The sequence below is a fragment of the Gimesia sp. genome (assembly GCF_040219335.1).
Lineage (GTDB): Bacteria > Planctomycetota > Planctomycetia > Planctomycetales > Planctomycetaceae > Gimesia.
Window position 1 is genome coordinate 1 of sequence record NZ_JAVJSQ010000022.1, and the last position, 19,821, is coordinate 19,821.

Consider the following 19,821-nt stretch of genomic DNA (forward strand, 5'->3'; position numbering starts at 1 on the left):
CCCTGCGGTCATTCAATCCCCATAGTCGAAAACGTCCCTGCGGTTCAGTCCAATAGATCATATGCCGCGTGTTGAGTACCCCGAAAAACCGCTCCACCTGAATGCTAACACGCTGCATATAATCCTATTTATTATGACACGTTTTGGGGCAAAATTTAGTTTTTACGGGAATCCCGTTCTGCGTCGTCCGGTTCATACTTTTTGACAATTGATCTGGCAATCAGCTGTAACAGCCGATGCACGGGGCTTCCCGGAATGACGGGGCCGGTTGGCTTCACGTTTTTCTTTTTGGTTTGGGAGTGTCTGGCTTTCAAAATAGCTCCTTTCAGATAGCGCATTAAAAAACCCCGGCAACTTGCCGGGGTCGGATCAGGAATCAATGGGGGTGTTCATTTTCAGAGTGGAGGTCGCTGATAACCGGGCTTCGGCTGAAAAGAATACTTTTTGTTCCTGTGCCTGCGCAGTTTTTTATAGTCGTCAGGCGGTTCATCCAAAAATATGTAAGGACTTGTCAGTCCCTGTTCCAGCATCTGCTGATGCAGCTTCAAGGCTTTCCAGACCGCGGTCTGAGTGGGGTTACCATCCAGCCGACTCGCAATTTCCCGCTGTTCCAGTCCAGCAGCAGCCAGTCTGACGGCTTCCGGTCGGATCAATTCACGTTGAGGGGGCTCAAAGAGATCCAGAGTCAGTTCCCTAGACAGTAACTGCTGTAACTCAGTAGACGCAGCTGCATCCGGAATGCTCCCTGCAAGATTAAGGCAGATCTTGGCACGAGGCAGTAGATGACCACCGTCAATCAGCCGTACTAGGTAGACATGAATTTCCGGGACCAATTCCCGGATCAAATCACCGAATTCATGAGAGTGGATATCGACATCTTCGAGGTGATGCTGCAAAATCCCCTTGAGCTCTAATGTGGATTTCGGAAGATCGAGTTGACGAGATCTTGCATGCTCTAATGCCCTCCGGTCAAGTAATAACTGTTTTTCTCGACCCTTTAACTCGGCAAGCATCTCAGAAAGAAAATCACCATCGATATCATCGATCTCCTTGAAAAACTTTTTGAGCTTAGCGCGTTCACGTTCAATGTCTTCCTCTTCCCGATTTAATTGATTTTCACGGGCAAGAAGTTTTTCAGGACCACCGGCATGCGTCTGCTGCACAATCTCTCGAAACTGAGAATCAATTTCATCCAGAGTCGCAACGCTATCCAGAACCACCTCCAGAAGTTTCTGTGCGGCTTCAGGCCCGTTAAACCCAACAGAGTTCCAGCAGTGCCACTCGCGGGAATTGGAGCACATCAGGTTGTCCGTCATGCCGTTCCCTCCCCACACGTAATGAAAACCGCAATAGAAGCAGGTAGCATGCTGACCAAAGGCCCGGGTCCGTTTCTTGGGAACCCGATGCCGTGAGTCAGTGCCATTCTGATTTTTCTTACGTTTATAATTCGCATTTTTCTCAGCTAAAGCTTTGAGAACGGGATCAATCTCATCAGGAGAGAAAAATGCCAGATGAGGTTCTTCTCGATACCGGGGACCATTCGGATTACGGACTGAGATTCTTCTGCCGGTTTCATGATGTTTGATGGAATGCTTATCTCCACGTTGCGGAAATCCTTTAAGTGTCGGATTACGGTAGAAGCGTAGCACCATACGTCCGTCCCATTGATCCTTACTGCAATAGGGACCTGGTGAAAATCCATTTTCGTTAAAGTATTCCGCAACGGCTTCGCCATTGAGAGTCCGTTTGAGGATTTGAAGACCTTCGCGTATGAATATAGTTGCATCTTCCTTCTTGACCCAATCTGAGTACGACTTGGCATTCTCAGGTTTGATATATCCAGCAATAGGGCAGGGAGTGGCACCTCCGTACTTTTCAAACCGATTCATCAACTTATGTTTCAATCGAAGAGATGTATGCGTATTGTGTTTCAGATGCTCTTTGCATGCATTAAGTACATCGTCTTCCCAATTTTCATTATTAGTGTCAATAAAATCATTGGGAGAAATGACTCTGGTTCCATGGTCGACCGCAATGCCACACAGACGATGAGCTGCTGGGCCACGTACCAAGCGACCAAGATCTTCGACAATTAATAAATCCAACTCATCTGAGTTGAGCCAGTTCTCGATCTTAAGAAGTTCCGGACGGTCAAGTCGCTCACCTTTTCCCTTGGTTGTGATTATCCGGAACTCAATCTCTCCATCGTACATTTCATAGGCAATCTGTTTGCCATGATCCACTTGATCATCCAGGCTGAGTTCTTTCTGGTTTGCACAACCGGAAATACGTCCTAGAATCCCAACGACCAGTGTATGACCATTCCGTGGTTTGAGTTCATTTTCTTCTCTATAGCTCATGCTTAAAACTCCCTTTTAAATGGGTATTTATTAATGTGTTCAAAGCGAGTCAGTATGCTTAGACTCAGACTTTTTTAGAATTGGTCCATCGCCTCGCATAAGCGAGAGACTGGGGCCAGAAGCGAAGAGCACGTTCGATCTCTCGCTTCTGCGTGGTGGCGCGAGTGTGCGTATACACGCCTGTCATCCCCAGACCGCCACTGCGGGCGTCCTCGCTCGGTTTATGCCCCAGTGTGACCTGACGAATGAGTGGATCGACGTTGGCATCCTGAAGCAGTGTGGCAAAAGAGTGCCGCCAGCTTTTGGGGCAGGAAGACTGTTTCAGACCTGCAGACTTGGCGGTACGGATAAACGATGTCCGCACACGCTCCGAGCGAATCACGCCGGCTTCACGCCAGACGGCTCGGGCGAGCTTCTCCTCCATGGTTTGCGAAAGAGTCAGCACACTTCCTGAGTCAGCATGCGAGATGCGTTGCCGAAGTTCTTCCTGGAGTGCCATCTGGTCCAGGTTTCCCAAAGGCGAGTTGAGGGGATCAAACTGGTGCCGGATAAATACAGGACCCGCTGTTCGATTACCAATCACCCTGCGTAAGACGGTGACCGCTTCCTCAATCAAGGGGACAGAGCGTTCGCGTCTGGTTTTGATTTTCCAGTGCAACTCTGGCTTGTTGCGAACATGCAGCCATCCGTTTTCCAGGTCGACGTCTTCGATCAGCAGATGGATCAGTTCGCCCGACCTTAATCCTGTCTTGGCAAGAATAAAGTGGATGGGAAAAGTCCAGTCATCCGCTTTCTGGAAGAATCTCAGTTCATCCTCCGCATCGAAGACAAAGATGGGTTTGGCATCTTCGATTCTCATCCGCTCCAGGTTGAGCTTGGAGAAAGGATTTTCGAAGTAGGGGGGAAGAAATCGTTGCTGGGCGGCATAGATATATACCGACCGACAGACTTCCAAAACGAAGCGCAGGCCTTTATCACGAAGTACCCGTTTGGCCGTGTTGGGATGGCCGTTTGGGGAAACTTTCTGCTTCCTCAGCCAGGCTACAAAATGGTCTGTGCGTATCGCATGCGCCAGGTCAGATGGACGGCATTCATTGAAATAGTTTTCAAGATGCTGGGTCGCCGATCGATAGCGTCTGATCGTGGCCGGAGAGGATGGAGCCACGGTTTCATGATGATTGAGGAAGGCCTGTCGCAGTTCTGAAAAACTGACAGACGTGAAGGAAAACAGAGTAGGGCTGGACGAAGCCAGCTGCGCATTGACTTGCGCCGCGATCTGCTCGGCTTCATCCTCTGTGTCAGCGACTCGCAACCGGACTGGCCGGTCTCCATCACGGTAGTAAAGATACCAGGCACCGTGATGCAGATAGTACGAAACACGCCCAACGCGTTTGCGTTGCGCAGACTTTTTGCGTCGTCTCATCAAAACCTCCTGTGCACACTGTGTGCACCAACTGTGCACCAGGGGGTTTATTACGACGCGCAAAAAACAACGCTAAGCTATTGAATTCAATAACTTAGCGCGTTTGGTCAGTTTGAAAAGCGGAGAGAGGGGGATTCGAACCCCCGGTACCTTGCGGCACACCGGTTTTCGAGACCGGCACATTCGGCCACTCTGTCACCTCTCCGGACGGACCGCGGCGCCCATACAGGGACTGCGGAGCCAGCGTGTTTCACAGCATATAAGTAACGTGGCTCAGCGTCAAATTCCAGCCGGGGCTGACTTTGCTTTTCCTGTAAAGACAAACCGAATCGCTTTGTCGTTCACTCTACAGTCGGTCGGGAGTCCAACTTTCCCCTCTTTTTTCACGTAGGAAACAGTGATTAACTGCGTTAAAAGGAAAGACCGGAAGGCCAGTCAGGCGCAGGAACAGCTTGAATTTGGACGATTCCGTGCATCTTTCTTGCAGACTCCCCGACGTCGGGATATGCTGGTATTCATAGAGATTTTCTGTAAAGAAAGGTTCCCTTTCATCTTGGAAAAATCATCTCTCGCAGAAAATTACTATCTGACAGCGAACATTTGATAAACGAAGTAGGTATGATGTATGCCGGGGTACGCCCATTCTGTGGGGTGCTTTCGACAGGCGTGATGTCACAGGTATCGATTCCTCATCTCTCACGGCCTCGGTTCATCCGTTCATTAGCAATGGAATTTAGAATATGCGTCTTTTCCATTTTGTTTCGATCGTGACTCTGTTTACGGTTTTGACTTTCGCGTCCTCTCTCCCAGCAGAAGAACAGTATCTGGAATTTGTGCAGGGGTTGCGTGAGAAAAATTATCACGATATCGCACTCGATTATCTGAATCAGATCGAAGCAGCCAAAGACACTCCGAAAGAGGTCCGCGAGCTGATTCCCTTCGAACGTGCCATGACGCTGATGCTGTTCTCGCGAACCCAGAAACTTCCCGAAGAGCAGGAAGAGACGCTGAATAAGGCACTGGCGCAGCTGGAACTGTTCGCCAAGCAAAACCCGAATCACCCCAAAGCGGGTACCGCGAATACAGAACGGGGAAAGATTATTCTGGAGAAAGCGGAAGTCGAAGTCCGCAAGGCCGAATCGCCGTCCGAGCAGAACAACAAAAAGGCCCACCAGGAGGCAGCCCGCAAGCTGATTGCCCAGGCACGCAGTATCTTCCAGAAAGCCTATGATCAGCACGAAAAGACCTGGAAATCGTTCCCGGCGACCTTTATCGACAAAAACAAAGAACCGGAAAAATACGAAGCCCGCGCCAAAGCGGAAATTCAATTCATGAGCGCGCAGCTGGACCTGGCTCAGTGTACTTATGCAGAAGCGCAGACTTATGATCCGGGCAGTGCCGACTTCAACCGGCTGCTGAAAAAGGCATCGGAAGAGTACGCCAAGATTCACGAACGTTACCGCAGCCAGGTGGGTGGTTTGTATGCCCGCATGTGGCAAGGGAAATGTTTTGAAGAGCAGGGCGAACTGGGCCGGGCCCTGGGGATTTATAACGAACTGCTGGGGCACCCAGGTAAATCGCAGCCCATCAGGCAGTTAAAAGACAACATTCTGCAGTTCCGCCTGATCTGTCTGAATGATGAAAAGAAAAAAGATTATCAACTGGTCATCAACGAAGCCGAGCAGTGGCTCAAGGAAAACCGGTCCCGCAGACGTACCGCTGTCGGCCAGGGAATCACCTGGGAACTGGCACGGGCACAAGAAGCACTGGCCACCCAGGAAGGGGTGAAACCGGCGGACCAGGAACGCATCCTGCGTCAGGCGTTGACCAACGCCCGCTTCGTGAATGCCTTCCGCGGGAAGTTTCGTGATGTCTCCCGTCTGATGATCGGCCGGATCAACGCGAAAATCCAGGGACGCGCAGGCGGCGATCCCGAAGACTTCGCCACCGCTTACGGCCTGGGGCAGGATCGTATTCAGCAGACTAAAACGCTGAAAGAGAAGGTAGCCGCTGCCAAAACACCAGCTGCCAAGAAAAAGGCGCAGGTGGAACTCGACCAGTTCATGGAAGAGACGGCACGTCTGCTGAAGCTGGGGCTCAAACTGGCTGACAAGAAAACCGATCCCAAAGAACTCGACCACGCCCGCTTCCTGCTCTGCTACACCTATTACAACCTGCGACGGAGTTATGAATGTGCGGTGCTCGGGGAATTCGTCGCCAATTACCACGACAAAGACAGCTCCCAGGTCGCCCTGGACGCCGCCTACCTGGCGCTGGCAGGTTATCTGCAGGCCTATAACGATTCCCCCAAAGAGCAACGTTATGTCGACAACCAGCACATGGAGAGTATCTGTAACCTGATCACAGAAAAATGGCCTGAGAGCGATCGAGCCAACGACGCGAAAATTCAGCTGGGTAACATTTACAGCCAGACCGAGCGTCCGGTGGAAGCAGCCAAATGGTACTCCAAGGTACCCGCTTCGGCCCCTCAATACGTCGATGCCCAGATCAAAGCCGGACAGGCTTACTGGAACAGTTACCTGACCGCTCTGGCCCGTCGTTCTGACGATAAACCCGCGAATCTGAATGAGTGGGCTTCACTGGCTGAGAAACACCTGCGAACCGGGATTGCTGCCACAGAGAAAAAAATACCGGCCAAAGATCCTGCTCCTGAGATACTGACCGCAGCCAAAACGTCCCTGGCGCAGATCGCATTGGACAAAGGCAACTACCAGGAAGCCATCGACATCCTGGGGAAAGATCCGCACTCGGTGCTCAAAGCAATTCATGTCGCTAAAGGTAAAAAACGTCCTGCCAAAGGGGTGCAGAGTTCCGAATTTGCCAATCTTGTCTACCAGTTACAGCTCCGCGGTTATATCGGCCTGCAGCAGATCGATCTGGCCCGGAAAGCGATGCAGCAGCTGGAAGAATCCGCCTCCGGTTCCGGAGGAGAAGCGATTACCGACATGTATCGGCAACTGGGTGAAAAAATCACTGAAGAAATTGAACGGCTGAAAGCGACCGGCGATACAAAGCGACTGGCAGACGTACGGAAATCACTGGAAACCTTCCTGAATGATATCTTCAAGCGGAAAGATCAGACTTATGGATCACTGGTCTGGATTGGAGAAACTTATTACGGAATGGGACTGGGAGCCAGCGAAGATCCGGCGACAGCGCGCAAGTATTTCGATAAAGCGGCAGCCGCCTTCGAAGAAATCAAGAAACGGCAGGCAGCCACGGGCGATTTCATTCCCGGCAATTTCGAAGTCGGCATTACTCTGCGACTGGTAAACTGCAAGCGGGAACAGGATGAGTTTGAAGCAGCCCTCACCCTGCTCACTCCCGTCTTAAAGGAAAAAGACAAGTCCCCCGAAGTTCAGTTTGAAGCAGCCAAGATCCTGATGGACTGGGCCGAAAGTGGACAGGGTAATTCCAACGAAAAGTATATGCAGGCGATCAACGGGATGCAGCTTGAGAATGGTGCTTTGATTCGTGGCTGGGCCTATCTGGCACGCCTGCTGTCAAGCTCCATGGCTTCTTCCGGGCGAGACGACCTGAAGAAGATGTATTACGACGCCCAGTACAACAGCATCGACACGCGTCGCAAATACGGTATTGCCAGCAATGATGTTTCACAACTGGAGATGGCCAAATCGGAAGCAAACGTCTTTGCTCAGATCAGCGTGGATCTGCCCGATGATGTCTACGAGCGATTTAATCAACTTTACCGACAGGTCCAGACCGACCTGGGTGAAGACCCACAGGATCTGGAACGACGCAAATCAGCTACGGAAACAGTTGCCAGTAATCAGGCAGCTCAGTTGCAGGAAGCTCCTCCAGCGAATACTCAGCAGCAGGTGGCACAGCAGTCACAAGAGGATGCTGCTGCCCAGGGAGGCTCCAGCACCATTCTGTTCCTGGCCGTAATCGTACTGGGAATCGGCGGTGCCGTGGCATTCTACTTCTTTGGTCTCAAAGGCAAGAAATCGCGTCCCTCTTACCAGTTTGCTGCGAGTGGAACGGCATCTGCTGACATCAATATTGCGCCGCCTCCGGCGTCTCCTAAACCGAGTCGCTCCAAACTGGAAAAAGCCTCTCGACCGGCTCCTGTTACAGACAAACCGCAGCCTAAGAAACCGGCCCCTGAGAAAACTGCGAGTAAAGAGACGAGCAGTAAGGAGAAATCTTCTTCCAGCAGTTCCGGAAAAGAGAAACGGAAACTGACTCCCGAAGAAATTGCAGCCCGCAAGGCCAAGCTGGCTCAGATGTCGCCCGAAGAGCTGGCAGCACGTAAAGCCGCGATTGCCAAGAAAAAAGCGGCCCAGGCCAAACAGCAGAAGAAATCGAAACCCGGCTCAGATAGCCAATCCTAGAACCATGGTTCCAGGACCGCTTAGCGGAACCGGTCGTTATATTGACTGATTGATTTAGATAAGACAATTTGAGAAAAGTTATTTCATGCCGTTGGGGAGTAATCAACTTATGAAACGTTCCATCTGTTTCAGTTTGATGGCGTTAGCAGGCTCACTGCTCTGGGGCACCGCATCCGCGTCTGCTGCAGATACCGTTTATACTAATTCAGGCAGTCCGCAGCTGGGTGATGTCAGTGGCTACACCAAGACGGAACTGTCACTCAAACGCGGTTCGACCACCGAAAAGATCCCTGCGAATGATATTGAACGGATTCGCTGGGACGGGGAACCGCCGCAGCTGAATATCGCCCGTAACCAGGAACAGAACGGCAACTATACTGAAGCCCTGGCCGAATATAAAAAAGCCGAGTCTGGCGCAAGCGAGAATCTGAAGAAGAACCTGCAGTTCATGATTGCCCGGGCCAGTCTGAAAAAGGCCCAGTCCAATGCTGCCGAGCTGGACAACGCGATTAAACTGCTCGACGCTTTTATCAAAGCCAATCCCGATCACTTCCGCTATTACCCCGCGGAGAAGCTCCTCGGGGAAGCCTATCTGGCCAAAAAAGATTTTGCCAATGCGAACACGGCCTTTGGAAAAGTGGAACGGTCTCCCTGGAAAGACTACCAGATGGATGCCAAAAACATGAAGGCGCGTGTCCTGCTGGCCCAGGGGAACACCAAAGGTGCTCTGGACGCCTTCAATGCCGTCGCCAAAATGGATGGCAAATCCGAAGGTGAACTGGCCAGCAAACGAGCCGCTCAACTGGGCAGCGCCTTATGCCTGGAAAAAGAGGGGAAACCCAAAGAAGCGATCCAGCTGCTGGATGACATGATCAAGAATGTCAACTCTCAGCAGAAAGCCCTGCTGGCAGAAGCTTATATCAAAAAAGGTGACTGCTACCAGGCACTGGGTGAATCCAAAGAAGCTCTGATTGCTTATCTGCATGTCGACGTCCTGTTCCCGTCTGAACCTGGTCTGCACGCAGAAGCGCTGTACCACCTCTCCAATCTCTGGGGAAAAGTGCAGAAGCCAGAGCGGGGTGCGGAAGCACGAGCCGTCCTGCAGCAGCAGTATCCGGACAGCGAATGGTCGCAAAAAGCCTCAGGAAGCTAATATTCGTTACGAATGTCAGTTTGCTGGCAAGAAACGGCATGTCTACCCTTTACAAGCCAATTTTGGCCAATAAATAATAACGACCACAAACATTTACGACTTCCAGGTACAATAACGAAATATCCACGATTAACACTCCTTTCAGTAGACCGGAGAACACAACGATGATGATGGGGAATTCCTTGGAACGGAATCAGACTTCACTGACTTACCGCAGCCTGAGCCTGTTTTTACTGCTAGCCGTCCTGATGACACCGCTGGGGCTGACCGCCCGCAGTTTTGCTTACCAGGATGAAGCTGCTCCTGCCGGTGAAGCACCTGCCGCTAACGAAGCCCCCGCTGGTGAAGCACCCGCGGCTGGAGAGGCCCCTGCCGGCGAAGCTCCGGCAGCCGGTGGAGCTCAACCTGCTGCCAACGGTGCCGCACCTGCTGCTGCCTCTGAAAGCTTCCTGTCCTGGATGATTCGGGCTTCGGGTTTCTTCGGTCTGATCCTGTTGCTGCTATCCTTCCTGATGGTTGCCTTGATCATGGCTAACGTACTTTCGATTCGTCGCGACAACCTGATGCCACCGGATCTGATCGGTGCCTTCGAAGAAAAGCTGAATAACAAAGATTACCAGGGGGCCTTCGAGCTGGCTAAAAGCGATGACTCATTCGTTGCCCGCGTACTGGCAGCGGGACTGAGCAAACTGAATCAGGGTTACTCAGAAGCCGTCGAGGGGATGCAGGAAGTCGGTGAAGACGAAAACATGGCCATGGAACACAAGCTGAGCTACCTGGCTCTGATTGGTGCCATCGCTCCCATGATCGGGCTGATGGGTACGGTGTATGGTATGATTTTGAGCTTCCAGACCATCGCTAACTCGGCAACTTCCCCCAAACCTTCCGAACTGGCTGACGGTATTTCGACCGCGTTGTTCACCACACTGGAAGGTCTGACTGTTGCGATTCCCGCGATGATTTTCTACAGCCTGTTGCGAAACCGGGTTGCCCGCTTCTCACTGGAAGTCGGCATGATCAGCGAAAGCCTGATGAACCGTTTCTCTTCCAGCAGTAAATAAACCACCAATTTCCAGCAGAGTCACTGTCTCATCAGTTGAGCAGTGACTTCTGACGGAGAAAAGAGTGAACCGATGAAAATCAAATCAAAGAAGCCGGCTGTCGCTGATGTTGACATGACTCCCATGATCGACATCGTCTTTCAGCTCATTGCATTCTTCATGGTGATTACCAACTTCGAACAGATCCAGGCCGACGAACGGGTGAAACTCCCTTCCGACTCACTGGCCAAACCACCCGAAGTCAAAGCCGCTGATGAACTGGTTCTGAACATCGGCTTCGACCGGAACACGCAGGGCGAAATCACCGACCCCGAAGCCTATATCTTTTATAATGGCGAACAGATCCCGGTGCTGAAATTCGGCCCTAAACTGGAACAGGAAGCCCGTATCTACAAGCAGAAGAACCAGGATCCTAAAGAGGTACCTGTGATTCTGCGAGCCGATGCGCTTGTAAAAACGGGGCTGATTCAGGATTTGATCAAGCTCGCCCAGGAGAACGGTTTCACCAAGTTTGCCTTCAAGGCGACACAGAAGATTCAATAACGGTATCTTTCAACGCATCAATGCATGCGAGTATTCAATAACAGGAACAGGTTCCTATGAAGTTACGCAGCTCAGGCCGGGAAGCAGAAAAAATCGAGCCCCAGATGGCGCCGATGATTGACGTGGTTTTCCAGCTGTTGATCTTCTTCATGCTGACGCTGAACATTGTTGAACCCGAAGGGGATTTCAACGTCAACATGCCGATCACGGACAGTAATACTCCGGCTGAAGACCCGAATATTTTCCCGGATATCAAAGTTCGCCTGGTCGCCAATGAAGATGGCTCACTGAATACGATCCGTCTGGGTCAGGTCAATCTGGGGAACGGTCCCAATGTCTTTGCCGGTCTGAATCATGAGATTCTGAAGATCATCGGCAAACCGGGTAACCCGATCACCAAGGATATGGAAGTCGAAATCGAAGCCGATTACAACCTGCATTACGAATACACCCTGAAGGCCGTCAGTGCCTGTACAGGACGACTTGATTCTTCGGCTAAGCATATTATTCGTTACATTGAGAAGATCAAATTTGCCCCTCCCGTGGGTGGTCCCGCAGCGGGCAGTTAAGCAGAGAATTATTCGCTAAAATGCTTACAGATATCCATATCTGTGAGCATTTTTTCATTGGTGGCGACTCTCTTTTTTAATGACACCAATGTCCAACTAAAGCCACACCTGAAATTCATGCAGGAAACAGTTCTAACCGAATCTTTTTCAGTAGCAGGTAATCTGGGGTTAGGCTATAGTGTACGATCATCCTTAACCCGTAATACGGGCGTAAGGTTTATAATAACAGCTTGATCTATGCCGGCTCACCAGCCGGAAACAAGCTGCAGCATGTTGTGTGTTTGGGAGATCACACAATGATTTTTTGCCTCGGTATCTGTTACCGGGATGCCTGTTGAAGAATTTGTATTGGTTTCCACAAATTTGATGAAGGAATTGACGAGGTCCTGCATTGAAAATGAACCAGCACCAACCGGCCCATTCACGAACAGATTGCACCCCACAGGACAGGGATCTTCTACGAGATCCTTCCCACCGGATGCGTCCTTCAGACGACTTGATTAATCAGCTGCATTAATTCAACCACTCTGATCACCGACTCAAAATCATTCCCAAGCTCTCTGGATGTCTTAGACCCGTTTCAGAGTTCAGGAATGTTTCTGAATCTGCATCCCAGGCTGTCGAACAGTCACCGGATGTGGAAGTATACGATGCGTGTCAGCGTTCAGGAGTCACAGGGAACAACTTACTAGAAGTTTGCCTTATACCTGAAGTGACCTAAAACCAATGTTGTTAATCAGTATTCGAGTGCTCTACGCCTTTGTCTGTGCGGGAGCCATCGCAACGTACGTCAGCTCTAACCCGCCCAGCCCCGTGGATCAGTACCCCCTGATCGCATTTGTGCTGCTCATGATGTTGACCCAGGGCGTCACCTGCCTGGACCTGCTCATCAGCCAGAAGCGCATCGAGGTGATGTCTGCCATTTATTTCGGCCTGCTGGTCGGCGTTCTGCTCAGCTATCTGCTGATCCAGGCTCTAAGCCCGGTAATTTCCAAAACGCCCTGGGGGGAAGGTGTGGTGATGATCTCGACGCTGACGCTCCCCTACCTGTGTATATCGTTTCTCTTACAGACGAAGGACGATTTTCGTTTCATCGTGCCTTACGTTGAGTTCTCACGGGAACTGAAGGGGGGCCGTCCCCTGGTGCTGGACAGTAGCGCCCTGATTGATGGTCGGATTGCCGACGTTGTGGAAACCAAGATCCTTGACTCGGAAATGGTGGTTCCTGACTTCATCCTGAAAGAGGTTCAGGATATTGCCGACAGCAGCGACAAGGTCAGACGCGTCCGTGGCCGTCGGGGCCTGGATATTCTTTCTACTTTACAGAATAACCCGAACGTCGATATCTCGATGTACGACGCCAAGGAGACGGAAAAGGAAAAGGGACTCACCGTCGATCAGCGACTGGTGGTGGCAGCGAAAAAACTGGGGGGGAGAGTTGTGACTAACGACTTCAACCTCAACAAGGTTGCCAGCGTGCAAGGGGTCGATGTGATCAACCTGAACGATGTCGCCAACTCGCTGAAACCGCGTTACCTGCCCGGAGAACATATCCAGTTGAAGATCATCAAGGAAGGTGAATCCCAGGGACAGGGTGTCGGTTACCTGGACGATGGAACGATGGTGGTCTGCGAACAGGCCAATCACCTGGTGGGGCGCGACGTGGATGCCGTGGTAACCAGTGTGCTGCAGAGCAGTGCCGGCCGCATGATCTTTGGCCGCGTCACCGAAAGCCGCTAACCCCATTCACAGCGGATGGCTGTTATGAATGAGCGCAAAACGAACCGGATCGGAATTGCCGTTGTGGAACACCAGCGGCAGTTCCTGATCGGTGTTCGTGATCACTCGACGACACTCGCAGGGCACCATGAGTTCCCAGGGGGGAAATGCGAACCCGGGGAAGCCCCGGATGTCTGCGCCGCCCGAGAGTGTCTCGAAGAAACGGGGCTGCATGTTCACCCCGCGGAAGAGTTGCTCTATGTCGAACACGCGTACGATCATGCAGACGTGCTGTTGCATTTCTGGTTATGTCACCCGGAACCAGCTATACCCGCTCAGTTGCTCACAGAAGAACTGAAAGGGTTCCGCTGGATCCCGGCTGAGGAACTTCCCGCCTTAAATTTTCCCGCCGCAAATGCGCCGCTGATTGATCTGCTGATCAATGCCTACATCCGCAGTTGACAACACCTGAATGTTTGCCTCGCGAGTAGAATTCCGCCCGTCAGATCCGATTTGACAAGGGCGTTCCGTGGCCTAAACTTCAGGGTCGTTTATAAACACCTCAATGGTATTATTCCCTAACTGAAGCGGGCTGGAATAGAATGGGCTATTCAATCACTCAGGCACAACCGAGTGACGATCAGGAAGAACTGATTTCCCTGATTAATCGGAATTTTGATAAAAATGATTCCCAGTGGTTCGACTGGTCGCATCGACAGAATCCCTTCGGGCAAAACTACTGCTGGCTCGCCCGGGAAGAAGCAGCCGGTAAGCTGATCGGCTCAACGGGGCTGCTCAGTCGACGCATGAATTATCAGGGTGAGCCACTGTATTTTGGTCAGGCCGAGGCGATTAACATTGATCCCGAACATCGCTCTGCCCAGGCTGCCATCAAGTTACAACGAGCATTGGTTTCACATCTTCCGGAAACCGACTTCAAATTCGTGTACGGTATGACAGAAACCGCCGCTGCCGTTTTCCAGCGCTGTCGCTACAAAAAAGTCGGCACCTTCCAGCACTGGGTTATGCCGCTGCGCAGCGAGTATAAGCTCAAAAATAAAATCGCGAACCCACTAGTGAGAAAAGGAGCAGCCACCTTTGTTGATCTGGGGCTGCGTCTCTATTCACTGGAGTCTCGAACGTTCCTGTCACCGCGTCTCAGAACCAATTTTGAAGCCCCCTTTGATGAACGCTTCCATGATCTGTTCACTCGGCATTCACAGGATTTGATCACAGTAGAGCGGACGCGTGAATTTCTGGAATGGCGGTTTTGTCAGGAGCCGACTTCCCGATTCCAGATTATGACGCTGGAAAACAGAGATCAGGAACTGCTGGGATACATCGTGTACGTGATCGGCGAGACAGGCAGAAACGGAGACCACGCTGCCGGGATTCAGGACTTCTTCTACCAAGATGAATCAGTTCTTAAAACAATGCTGGCTGCTTTTATTCAGCAGTGCCGGCAGATTGGAATGGATACGATCGTCATGAATTATTTCGGTCGAAAAGAAATCGGGAAACTGTTATCCCGCTTCGGTTTTTTCGAACGGAAGTCGGCGACTCAGGTTTTCGTATATCAGAACCCTCAGTACTCTGATTTACAGATGGATACGATCCTCGCCCCGGAACACTGGCATCTGACCAACGCAGAGTTGCTGTCTTAAGCTCTCACAGTCATACCATTAATAAACTGGTTTATTAGGCGTTATTGTTCCGCCTGCGCTGTTCGCGAGCCCGCATTTCGGCGGCTCCGGCCGAGTTGGTATGGTTACCAGCAGTTGCCAGGGTGGGGATACCATAACCGAAGCCTTTGAGGCCATTGAACCAGAGCTGATTCCCACTGAAGGGATCGAGACAGTAAGTGTATCCATCAATCGAGACAAACAGCTGTTCTTCATCCACCATGACCGCAACATAGCCGGAGCGTCCCTTAGGCGCTTTCCAGCTCCAGATCAATGCGCCGGTGTCCCGGTCTAATGCCATGACACGCGAGTTGAATCCGAGGAAGAGCAGATCGTTGATCTCGTAAGAGTCGGTTCTGCGTGGTCTTTGATCGGAGAACGCATTGTCATCCAGAAATCCGCCACTCATGGGAACAGTTCCTGATTGAGTTGTGAAACAGGTCTGGCTCCCGATTTTCTGCCGTTGTCGAAGCCACTCTGAGAACGGATTAATCGATGGGACGGATCACGGGTTTTGCAGCTGTTTTCTCTTTATTCAGCTTTTCCGGTCCCAGGGAAGGATCGATGGCAACCGCACGTTCGAAATCTTCAGCCGCCAGTTTATGCTTGCCCTGCTTCTTGTAATTTTCAGAGCGTTTCAGATATGCCTGGGCGACGACTTCGTCAATCCGGCGGGCACGTTCAAAATCACGCAAAGCATGATCGAGATCGCCCCGTTGCATGAAAGCATCGCCGCGGACTGAATAAGCCTCGGGATTCGGCTGGATTTTGATGGAACGTGAACATTCTTGAATACAACGATCCAGCTCTTTCTCTTCAAGATAGAGTGCGCCCCGAATCAGGTAACCGCGGCCGGTATCCTGGGTCAGTTCGACGATCTTCGCGTAATCCTGCATGGCAGATTCGCGTTCTTCTGAAGCGAGAAAGAACTGTGCCCGTTCCAGCAGCAACTCGGTATTTTCAGGATCCTTAACCAGCCGCTCATTGATCGTAGCCAGTTGCTGCAACCAGACCAGTTTCTGTTTGTCCGCATCCGCTTTTTTCTTGTCTCCCGCTGACTCATATGCAGACATCCGCTGACGATAAAACTTCTGATTCTGCGGACTGAGCTCAATTGCTTTGGTGAAGTCGGCAATGGCCTTGTCATATTTTTTCTGCTTCTGCCAGGCCAGTCCCCGGTTGTCATAGGCATTCAGATACTTCGGGTTTTCCTGAATGACTTTGTTTAAGATCTTAATGGACTCTTCGCCCTCTCCCAGATTCATCAGTGTGAATCCCAAGTTGTTCATGGCATCCAGGCTGTCGGGTTTGATCTTGAGAACCTGCTCGAAATCGGCCCGGGCCTCTTTAAGCTTGCCAGACGTCGCGAAGAGCAACCCACGGTTATTGTAGGCATGATGACTGTCCGGCTTGAGCTCGATTGCCTTGGTGAAATCGTTCAGCGCGAGCTGACCGCCGCCCCGGGTCATGAAAAATAATGCCCGTGTATAATAATACTGAGCAACGCCTGGCTGCATGTCGATGGCTTTGGTCAGGTCCACGATGGCGTTGGCGTCCTGCTTCAGGTCTGCCCAGGCGCTGCCTCGATGGAAATAGTATTTGGCGACCTGGGGATTCAGCGTGATCGCCGAGTTGAGCACCCGCGTCGCGTCAGGCAGCTTGCCCTGTTTAATCAAGGCACGTGCCTGCAGGAACAGCTCTTCCGCTTTCTTCTGAGCGGCCTGATCGACTGACGCCTGCTGTGCCGCAGGTTCAGAGGTAGATGGTGTCGCAGCTGGCTTCGCACTGGCCTCCGAATTCACGGCAACTGTGCCCTGCTGCGCAGGCTGCTTTTGCTCCGCGGATTGTGTTTTATCTGATTTAACTGCTTGTCGTGCAGCCGGTTGCGACTCAGCACCACATCCACTTACCAGAAAGAAACCGACCAGCATCCCTGCAATCTGACGCTTCATTTTTGCTATCACCTACTTTGTGTATCCATACCTGTTGCATAAAATGCAATTAATCCTGCGAAGGCTTGTAAATCGACATTGAAAATCTGTCAATCCCAATTGATTTTCCGCCATTTTCATGAATGGACGTCGTGACCCCGATCTTTTACAATCCGGGGACTACAATCCTGTCCTGAACTTTGATTTAACCTTAAAGGAACCTGTCACTTGCAGTTACCACGTAACCCGACCAGAGAAGTGAAAATTGGCTCAGCTGTCATCGGTAACGCGAATCCGATTGCCGTCCAGAGTATGACAGCGACCAAGACCAGCAACATCGATGCCACTGTTGCCCAGATTCACTCTCTGGAAGAGGCAGGGGCGGACATCGTGCGTGTGGCCGTCGATAATCGTCGCGAAGCAGCCGCCCTGATCGAAATTCGCAAGCAGACAACGGTTCCCATCAGTGTGGACCTGCAGGAAAACTACCGTCTGGCGGAAGTCATTGCCCCATACGTAAATAAACTCCGCTACAATCCGGGGCACCTGTATCACCACGAACCGGAAAAACCCTGGCAGGATAAAGTCCGCTTCATTGCCGAAATTGCCCGCGACAATGATTGTGCACTCCGCGTCGGAGTCAACTGTGGCTCGGTCGACCCTGCCAAGCTGGAAAAGTATGATCCTGCGGATTCGATTTCGCCCATGCTGGAAAGCGCTCTGGATCACTGTACGTTTCTGGAATCGATCGACTTCACACGCTTCTGTGTCTCTCTGAAAGATTCGGATCCCGCGAAAGTCATCGAAGTTAACACCCGTTTCGCTGCACAGCGTCCGGATATCCCGCTGCACCTGGGTGTCACCGAAGCCGGAATGCCTCCCGATGGGATCATCAAAACCCGAATGGCCTTCGAGCAGTTGATCAGCAAAGGGATCGGCGACACGATTCGCGTTTCGCTTACTGTCCCTAACGACCGTAAGGGAGAAGAGATCGAAGCCGGCCGCGCGATTCTGAAAGACATCGCGGAAGGCCGGGTACGAACGGTGGTCGACTTTGATCTGAAGGGCCTGAACATCATCAGCTGTCCCAGTTGCTCCCGTGTTGAGAATGAAGTTTTCGTCGATCTGGCAGCTGACGTCAAGAAGATGACCGAGTACGCCAAAGACTACAAGCTGACGATTGCCGTGATGGGTTGTCGCGTAAATGGACCGGGCGAAACCGATGATGCCGACCTCGGACTCTGGTGCGGTCCGAATTATGTGAATCTCAAAAAAGGGAGTGAATCTCTGGGACGCTACTCCTATGATGAGATTCTGCCGCGACTCAAAAGCGAACTGGATGCCCTGATTGAAGAACAGACGGCCCAGATTTAAACTCTATGCGCGCGACACATATTGCTCACTTTTCCAATCTAACTTCCTGGAAGGCATGAACGTCCATCATGGCCAATTCAAACTCTTCGAACGATCTGACCACAGCAACCATTCTTATCTTCGGAGCCTCGGGCGATTTAACCGCCCGTAAATTAATTCCGTCTCTCTACGATCTGTGGAGCGAAGGCTACCTCTGCGAAAACCTGCCGATTATTGGTCTGGCACGTCGCTCCAAGACGGATGAAGAGTTCCGCAACGAGCAGCGTGACACCGTCTCACAGTTCACACGCACCGGGACAGTCACCGATGAGAAATGGGAACAGTTTTCGAAACGGCTCTACTACCGGGAAGTCGATATCACAGACGAGAGCGATCACGTCCACCTCAAAGACACCATCGAAGCGGTCGAACGGGAAACTTTAGGGGACACGATTTCGAAGCGGGTTGCCTACCTGGCCACGGCCCCCTCACTGTTTCACCCGTCTGTGCAGGCACTCTCCCGCGCAGGGATGGTTCCCAAAAATACGAGCGAAGAGTGGTTGCGGGTCGTCATTGAAAAACCATTCGGTCACGATCTGGAATCGGCCCAGGAGCTCAGTACCCAGTTAAGCGAACTGCTCAGCGAAGATCAGATCTACCGCATCGACCATTACCTGGGTAAAGAGACCGTGCAGAACATTCTGCTCTTCCGGTTGAGTAACTCGATCTTTGAACCACTGCTGAACCGTAATCATGTCGACCATGTCCAGATCACCGTAGCTGAGTCACAAGGGATCGAACATGGGCGAGGCGGCTATTACGATCGCTCGGGAGCCCTGCGGGATGTGTTACAGAATCACGTTCTGCAACTGCTCTGCCTGATCGCCATGGAACCGCCGGCCCTGTTCAGCGGTGAAGAAATTCGCGATGAAAAACTGAAAGTGTTAAAAACACTGGCCCCCGGATCGAAAGGCCCGATCTCCGACTGGGCGGTCGCCGGTCAATACACGGCCGGCCAGTCATTCGGGCAGGCTGTGCCCGGTTACCGTGAAGAAGAACGTGTACCTGCCGACTCACGTCGGGAAACGTTCGTAGCGATGGAAGTCATGGTTGAGAACTGGCGCTGGGAAGGGGTTCCCTTCTATCTACGCACTGGCAAACGACTGCCGGAACGGGTCAGTGAAATTGCCATCCAGTTCAAACACCCGCCCATGAATCTGTTTACAACCGTTGAATGTGATGGCGATATCTGTTCGCTGGTTGAACGCAAGCCGAACGAACTGATCTTCCGCATTCAGCCCAAAGAGTCGATCTCGATGAAGTTTTCAACGAAGCGGCCCGGGATGCAGTATCAGATCCAGCCGGTCACTATGGACTTCGCCTTTGAAGACGCCTATCACAAAAGCCTGCCCGAAGCATACGAGCGACTGCTGATGGATGTTCTCCGCGGCGACTCTACTCTGTTTACCCGTAGCGACGAACTGGAGGCTGCCTGGAAGTTCGTCACTCCCGTCCTCGACCAGTGGGAGAAAGGCGACCATACACCGGAACCTTATTATGCAGGTACCTGGGGCCCCTCAGGTGCAACAAACCTGTTGAGCAGATCCGGCCGACACTGGCGAACCCCATCTACAAGCAAGAAGGAATAACC

General features: G+C 51.8%; 15 protein-coding genes and 1 tRNA gene. 10 read left to right on the plus strand and 6 right to left on the minus strand.

The window, feature by feature from the left end; all coding sequences use genetic code 11:
* Positions 1 to 155: 155 nt before the first annotated feature.
* The 4 genes from RID21_RS18715 to RID21_RS18730 all read right to left on the minus strand — a co-directional run bounded on the left by RID21_RS18715 (position 156) and on the right by RID21_RS18730 (position 3,988).
* Positions 156 to 338: a hypothetical protein gene (locus tag RID21_RS18715; protein WP_145441588.1), complete on the minus strand. Its 183-nt coding sequence runs from the start codon at positions 336 to 338 to the stop codon at positions 156 to 158.
* Positions 339 to 395: 57 nt separating this feature from the next.
* On the minus strand, positions 396 to 2,243 hold the full coding sequence (locus RID21_RS18720) for a serine integrase family protein (protein ID WP_350191454.1): 1,848 nt from the start codon (positions 2,241 to 2,243) through the stop codon (positions 396 to 398).
* 181 nt (positions 2,244 to 2,424) lie between these two features.
* Entirely contained in the window at positions 2,425 to 3,783 is a 1,359-nt protein-coding gene (locus RID21_RS18725; protein WP_145441586.1) for a tyrosine-type recombinase/integrase, read from the minus strand.
* 120 nt (positions 3,784 to 3,903) lie between these two features.
* Positions 3,904 to 3,988 (minus strand) — tRNA-Ser (locus RID21_RS18730).
* A 535-nt stretch (positions 3,989 to 4,523) separates the two neighbouring features.
* On the opposite strand from RID21_RS18730, the gene RID21_RS18735 reads away from it, so the two are divergent.
* The 8 genes from RID21_RS18735 to RID21_RS18770 all read left to right on the plus strand — a co-directional run bounded on the left by RID21_RS18735 (position 4,524) and on the right by RID21_RS18770 (position 14,868).
* Entirely contained in the window at positions 4,524 to 8,159 is a 3,636-nt protein-coding gene (locus RID21_RS18735) for a tetratricopeptide repeat protein (protein ID WP_350191456.1), read from the plus strand.
* 109 nt (positions 8,160 to 8,268) lie between these two features.
* Positions 8,269 to 9,312 carry a tetratricopeptide repeat protein gene (locus tag RID21_RS18740; RefSeq protein ID WP_350191458.1) on the plus strand — a complete coding sequence of 348 codons (1,044 nt, stop codon included), beginning with the start codon at positions 8,269 to 8,271 and terminating at the stop codon, positions 9,310 to 9,312.
* Between the two features lie 164 nt (positions 9,313 to 9,476).
* The gene (locus tag RID21_RS18745) at positions 9,477 to 10,373 is read left to right on the plus strand and encodes a MotA/TolQ/ExbB proton channel family protein (RefSeq protein ID WP_145043945.1); all 897 of its coding nucleotides are present in this window, start codon (positions 9,477 to 9,479) and stop codon (positions 10,371 to 10,373) included.
* Between the two features lie 72 nt (positions 10,374 to 10,445).
* Entirely contained in the window at positions 10,446 to 10,916 is a 471-nt protein-coding gene (locus RID21_RS18750) for an ExbD/TolR family protein (RefSeq protein ID WP_350191460.1), read from the plus strand.
* A 56-nt stretch (positions 10,917 to 10,972) separates the two neighbouring features.
* Positions 10,973 to 11,485 (plus strand): ExbD/TolR family protein, encoded by a 513-nt coding sequence (locus tag RID21_RS18755; RefSeq protein ID WP_350191462.1) that lies wholly within the window; start codon positions 10,973 to 10,975, stop codon positions 11,483 to 11,485.
* Between the two features lie 726 nt (positions 11,486 to 12,211).
* Entirely contained in the window at positions 12,212 to 13,225 is a 1,014-nt protein-coding gene (locus RID21_RS18760) for a PIN/TRAM domain-containing protein (protein WP_145043950.1), read from the plus strand.
* 24 nt (positions 13,226 to 13,249) lie between these two features.
* Positions 13,250 to 13,666 carry a (deoxy)nucleoside triphosphate pyrophosphohydrolase gene (locus tag RID21_RS18765; RefSeq protein WP_350191464.1) on the plus strand — a complete coding sequence of 139 codons (417 nt, stop codon included), beginning with the start codon at positions 13,250 to 13,252 and terminating at the stop codon, positions 13,664 to 13,666.
* A 140-nt stretch (positions 13,667 to 13,806) separates the two neighbouring features.
* Complete coding sequence (locus RID21_RS18770) at positions 13,807 to 14,868, plus strand: GNAT family N-acetyltransferase (RefSeq protein WP_350191466.1); 1,062 nt, start codon at positions 13,807 to 13,809, stop codon at positions 14,866 to 14,868.
* A 34-nt stretch (positions 14,869 to 14,902) separates the two neighbouring features.
* Here RID21_RS18770 and RID21_RS18775 read toward each other — a convergent pair whose 3' ends face one another.
* Positions 14,903 to 15,295, minus strand: a complete 393-nt coding sequence (locus tag RID21_RS18775) for an outer membrane protein assembly factor BamB family protein (RefSeq protein ID WP_350191468.1) — start codon at positions 15,293 to 15,295, stop codon at positions 14,903 to 14,905.
* 79 nt (positions 15,296 to 15,374) lie between these two features.
* Positions 15,375 to 16,838, minus strand: a complete 1,464-nt coding sequence (locus RID21_RS18780) for a tetratricopeptide repeat protein (protein WP_350191470.1) — start codon at positions 16,836 to 16,838, stop codon at positions 15,375 to 15,377.
* A 207-nt stretch (positions 16,839 to 17,045) separates the two neighbouring features.
* Between RID21_RS18780 and ispG the strand changes: the two genes are divergently transcribed.
* Together ispG and zwf are read left to right on the plus strand one after the other, a co-directional pair.
* Positions 17,046 to 18,191, plus strand: coding sequence for a (E)-4-hydroxy-3-methylbut-2-enyl-diphosphate synthase (gene ispG, locus RID21_RS18785; RefSeq protein ID WP_350191472.1), 1,146 nt, complete (start codon positions 17,046 to 17,048; stop codon positions 18,189 to 18,191).
* Between the two features lie 68 nt (positions 18,192 to 18,259).
* On the plus strand, positions 18,260 to 19,819 hold the full coding sequence (zwf, locus tag RID21_RS18790; RefSeq protein WP_350191474.1) for a glucose-6-phosphate dehydrogenase: 1,560 nt from the start codon (positions 18,260 to 18,262) through the stop codon (positions 19,817 to 19,819).
* Positions 19,820 to 19,821 lie beyond the last annotated feature (2 nt).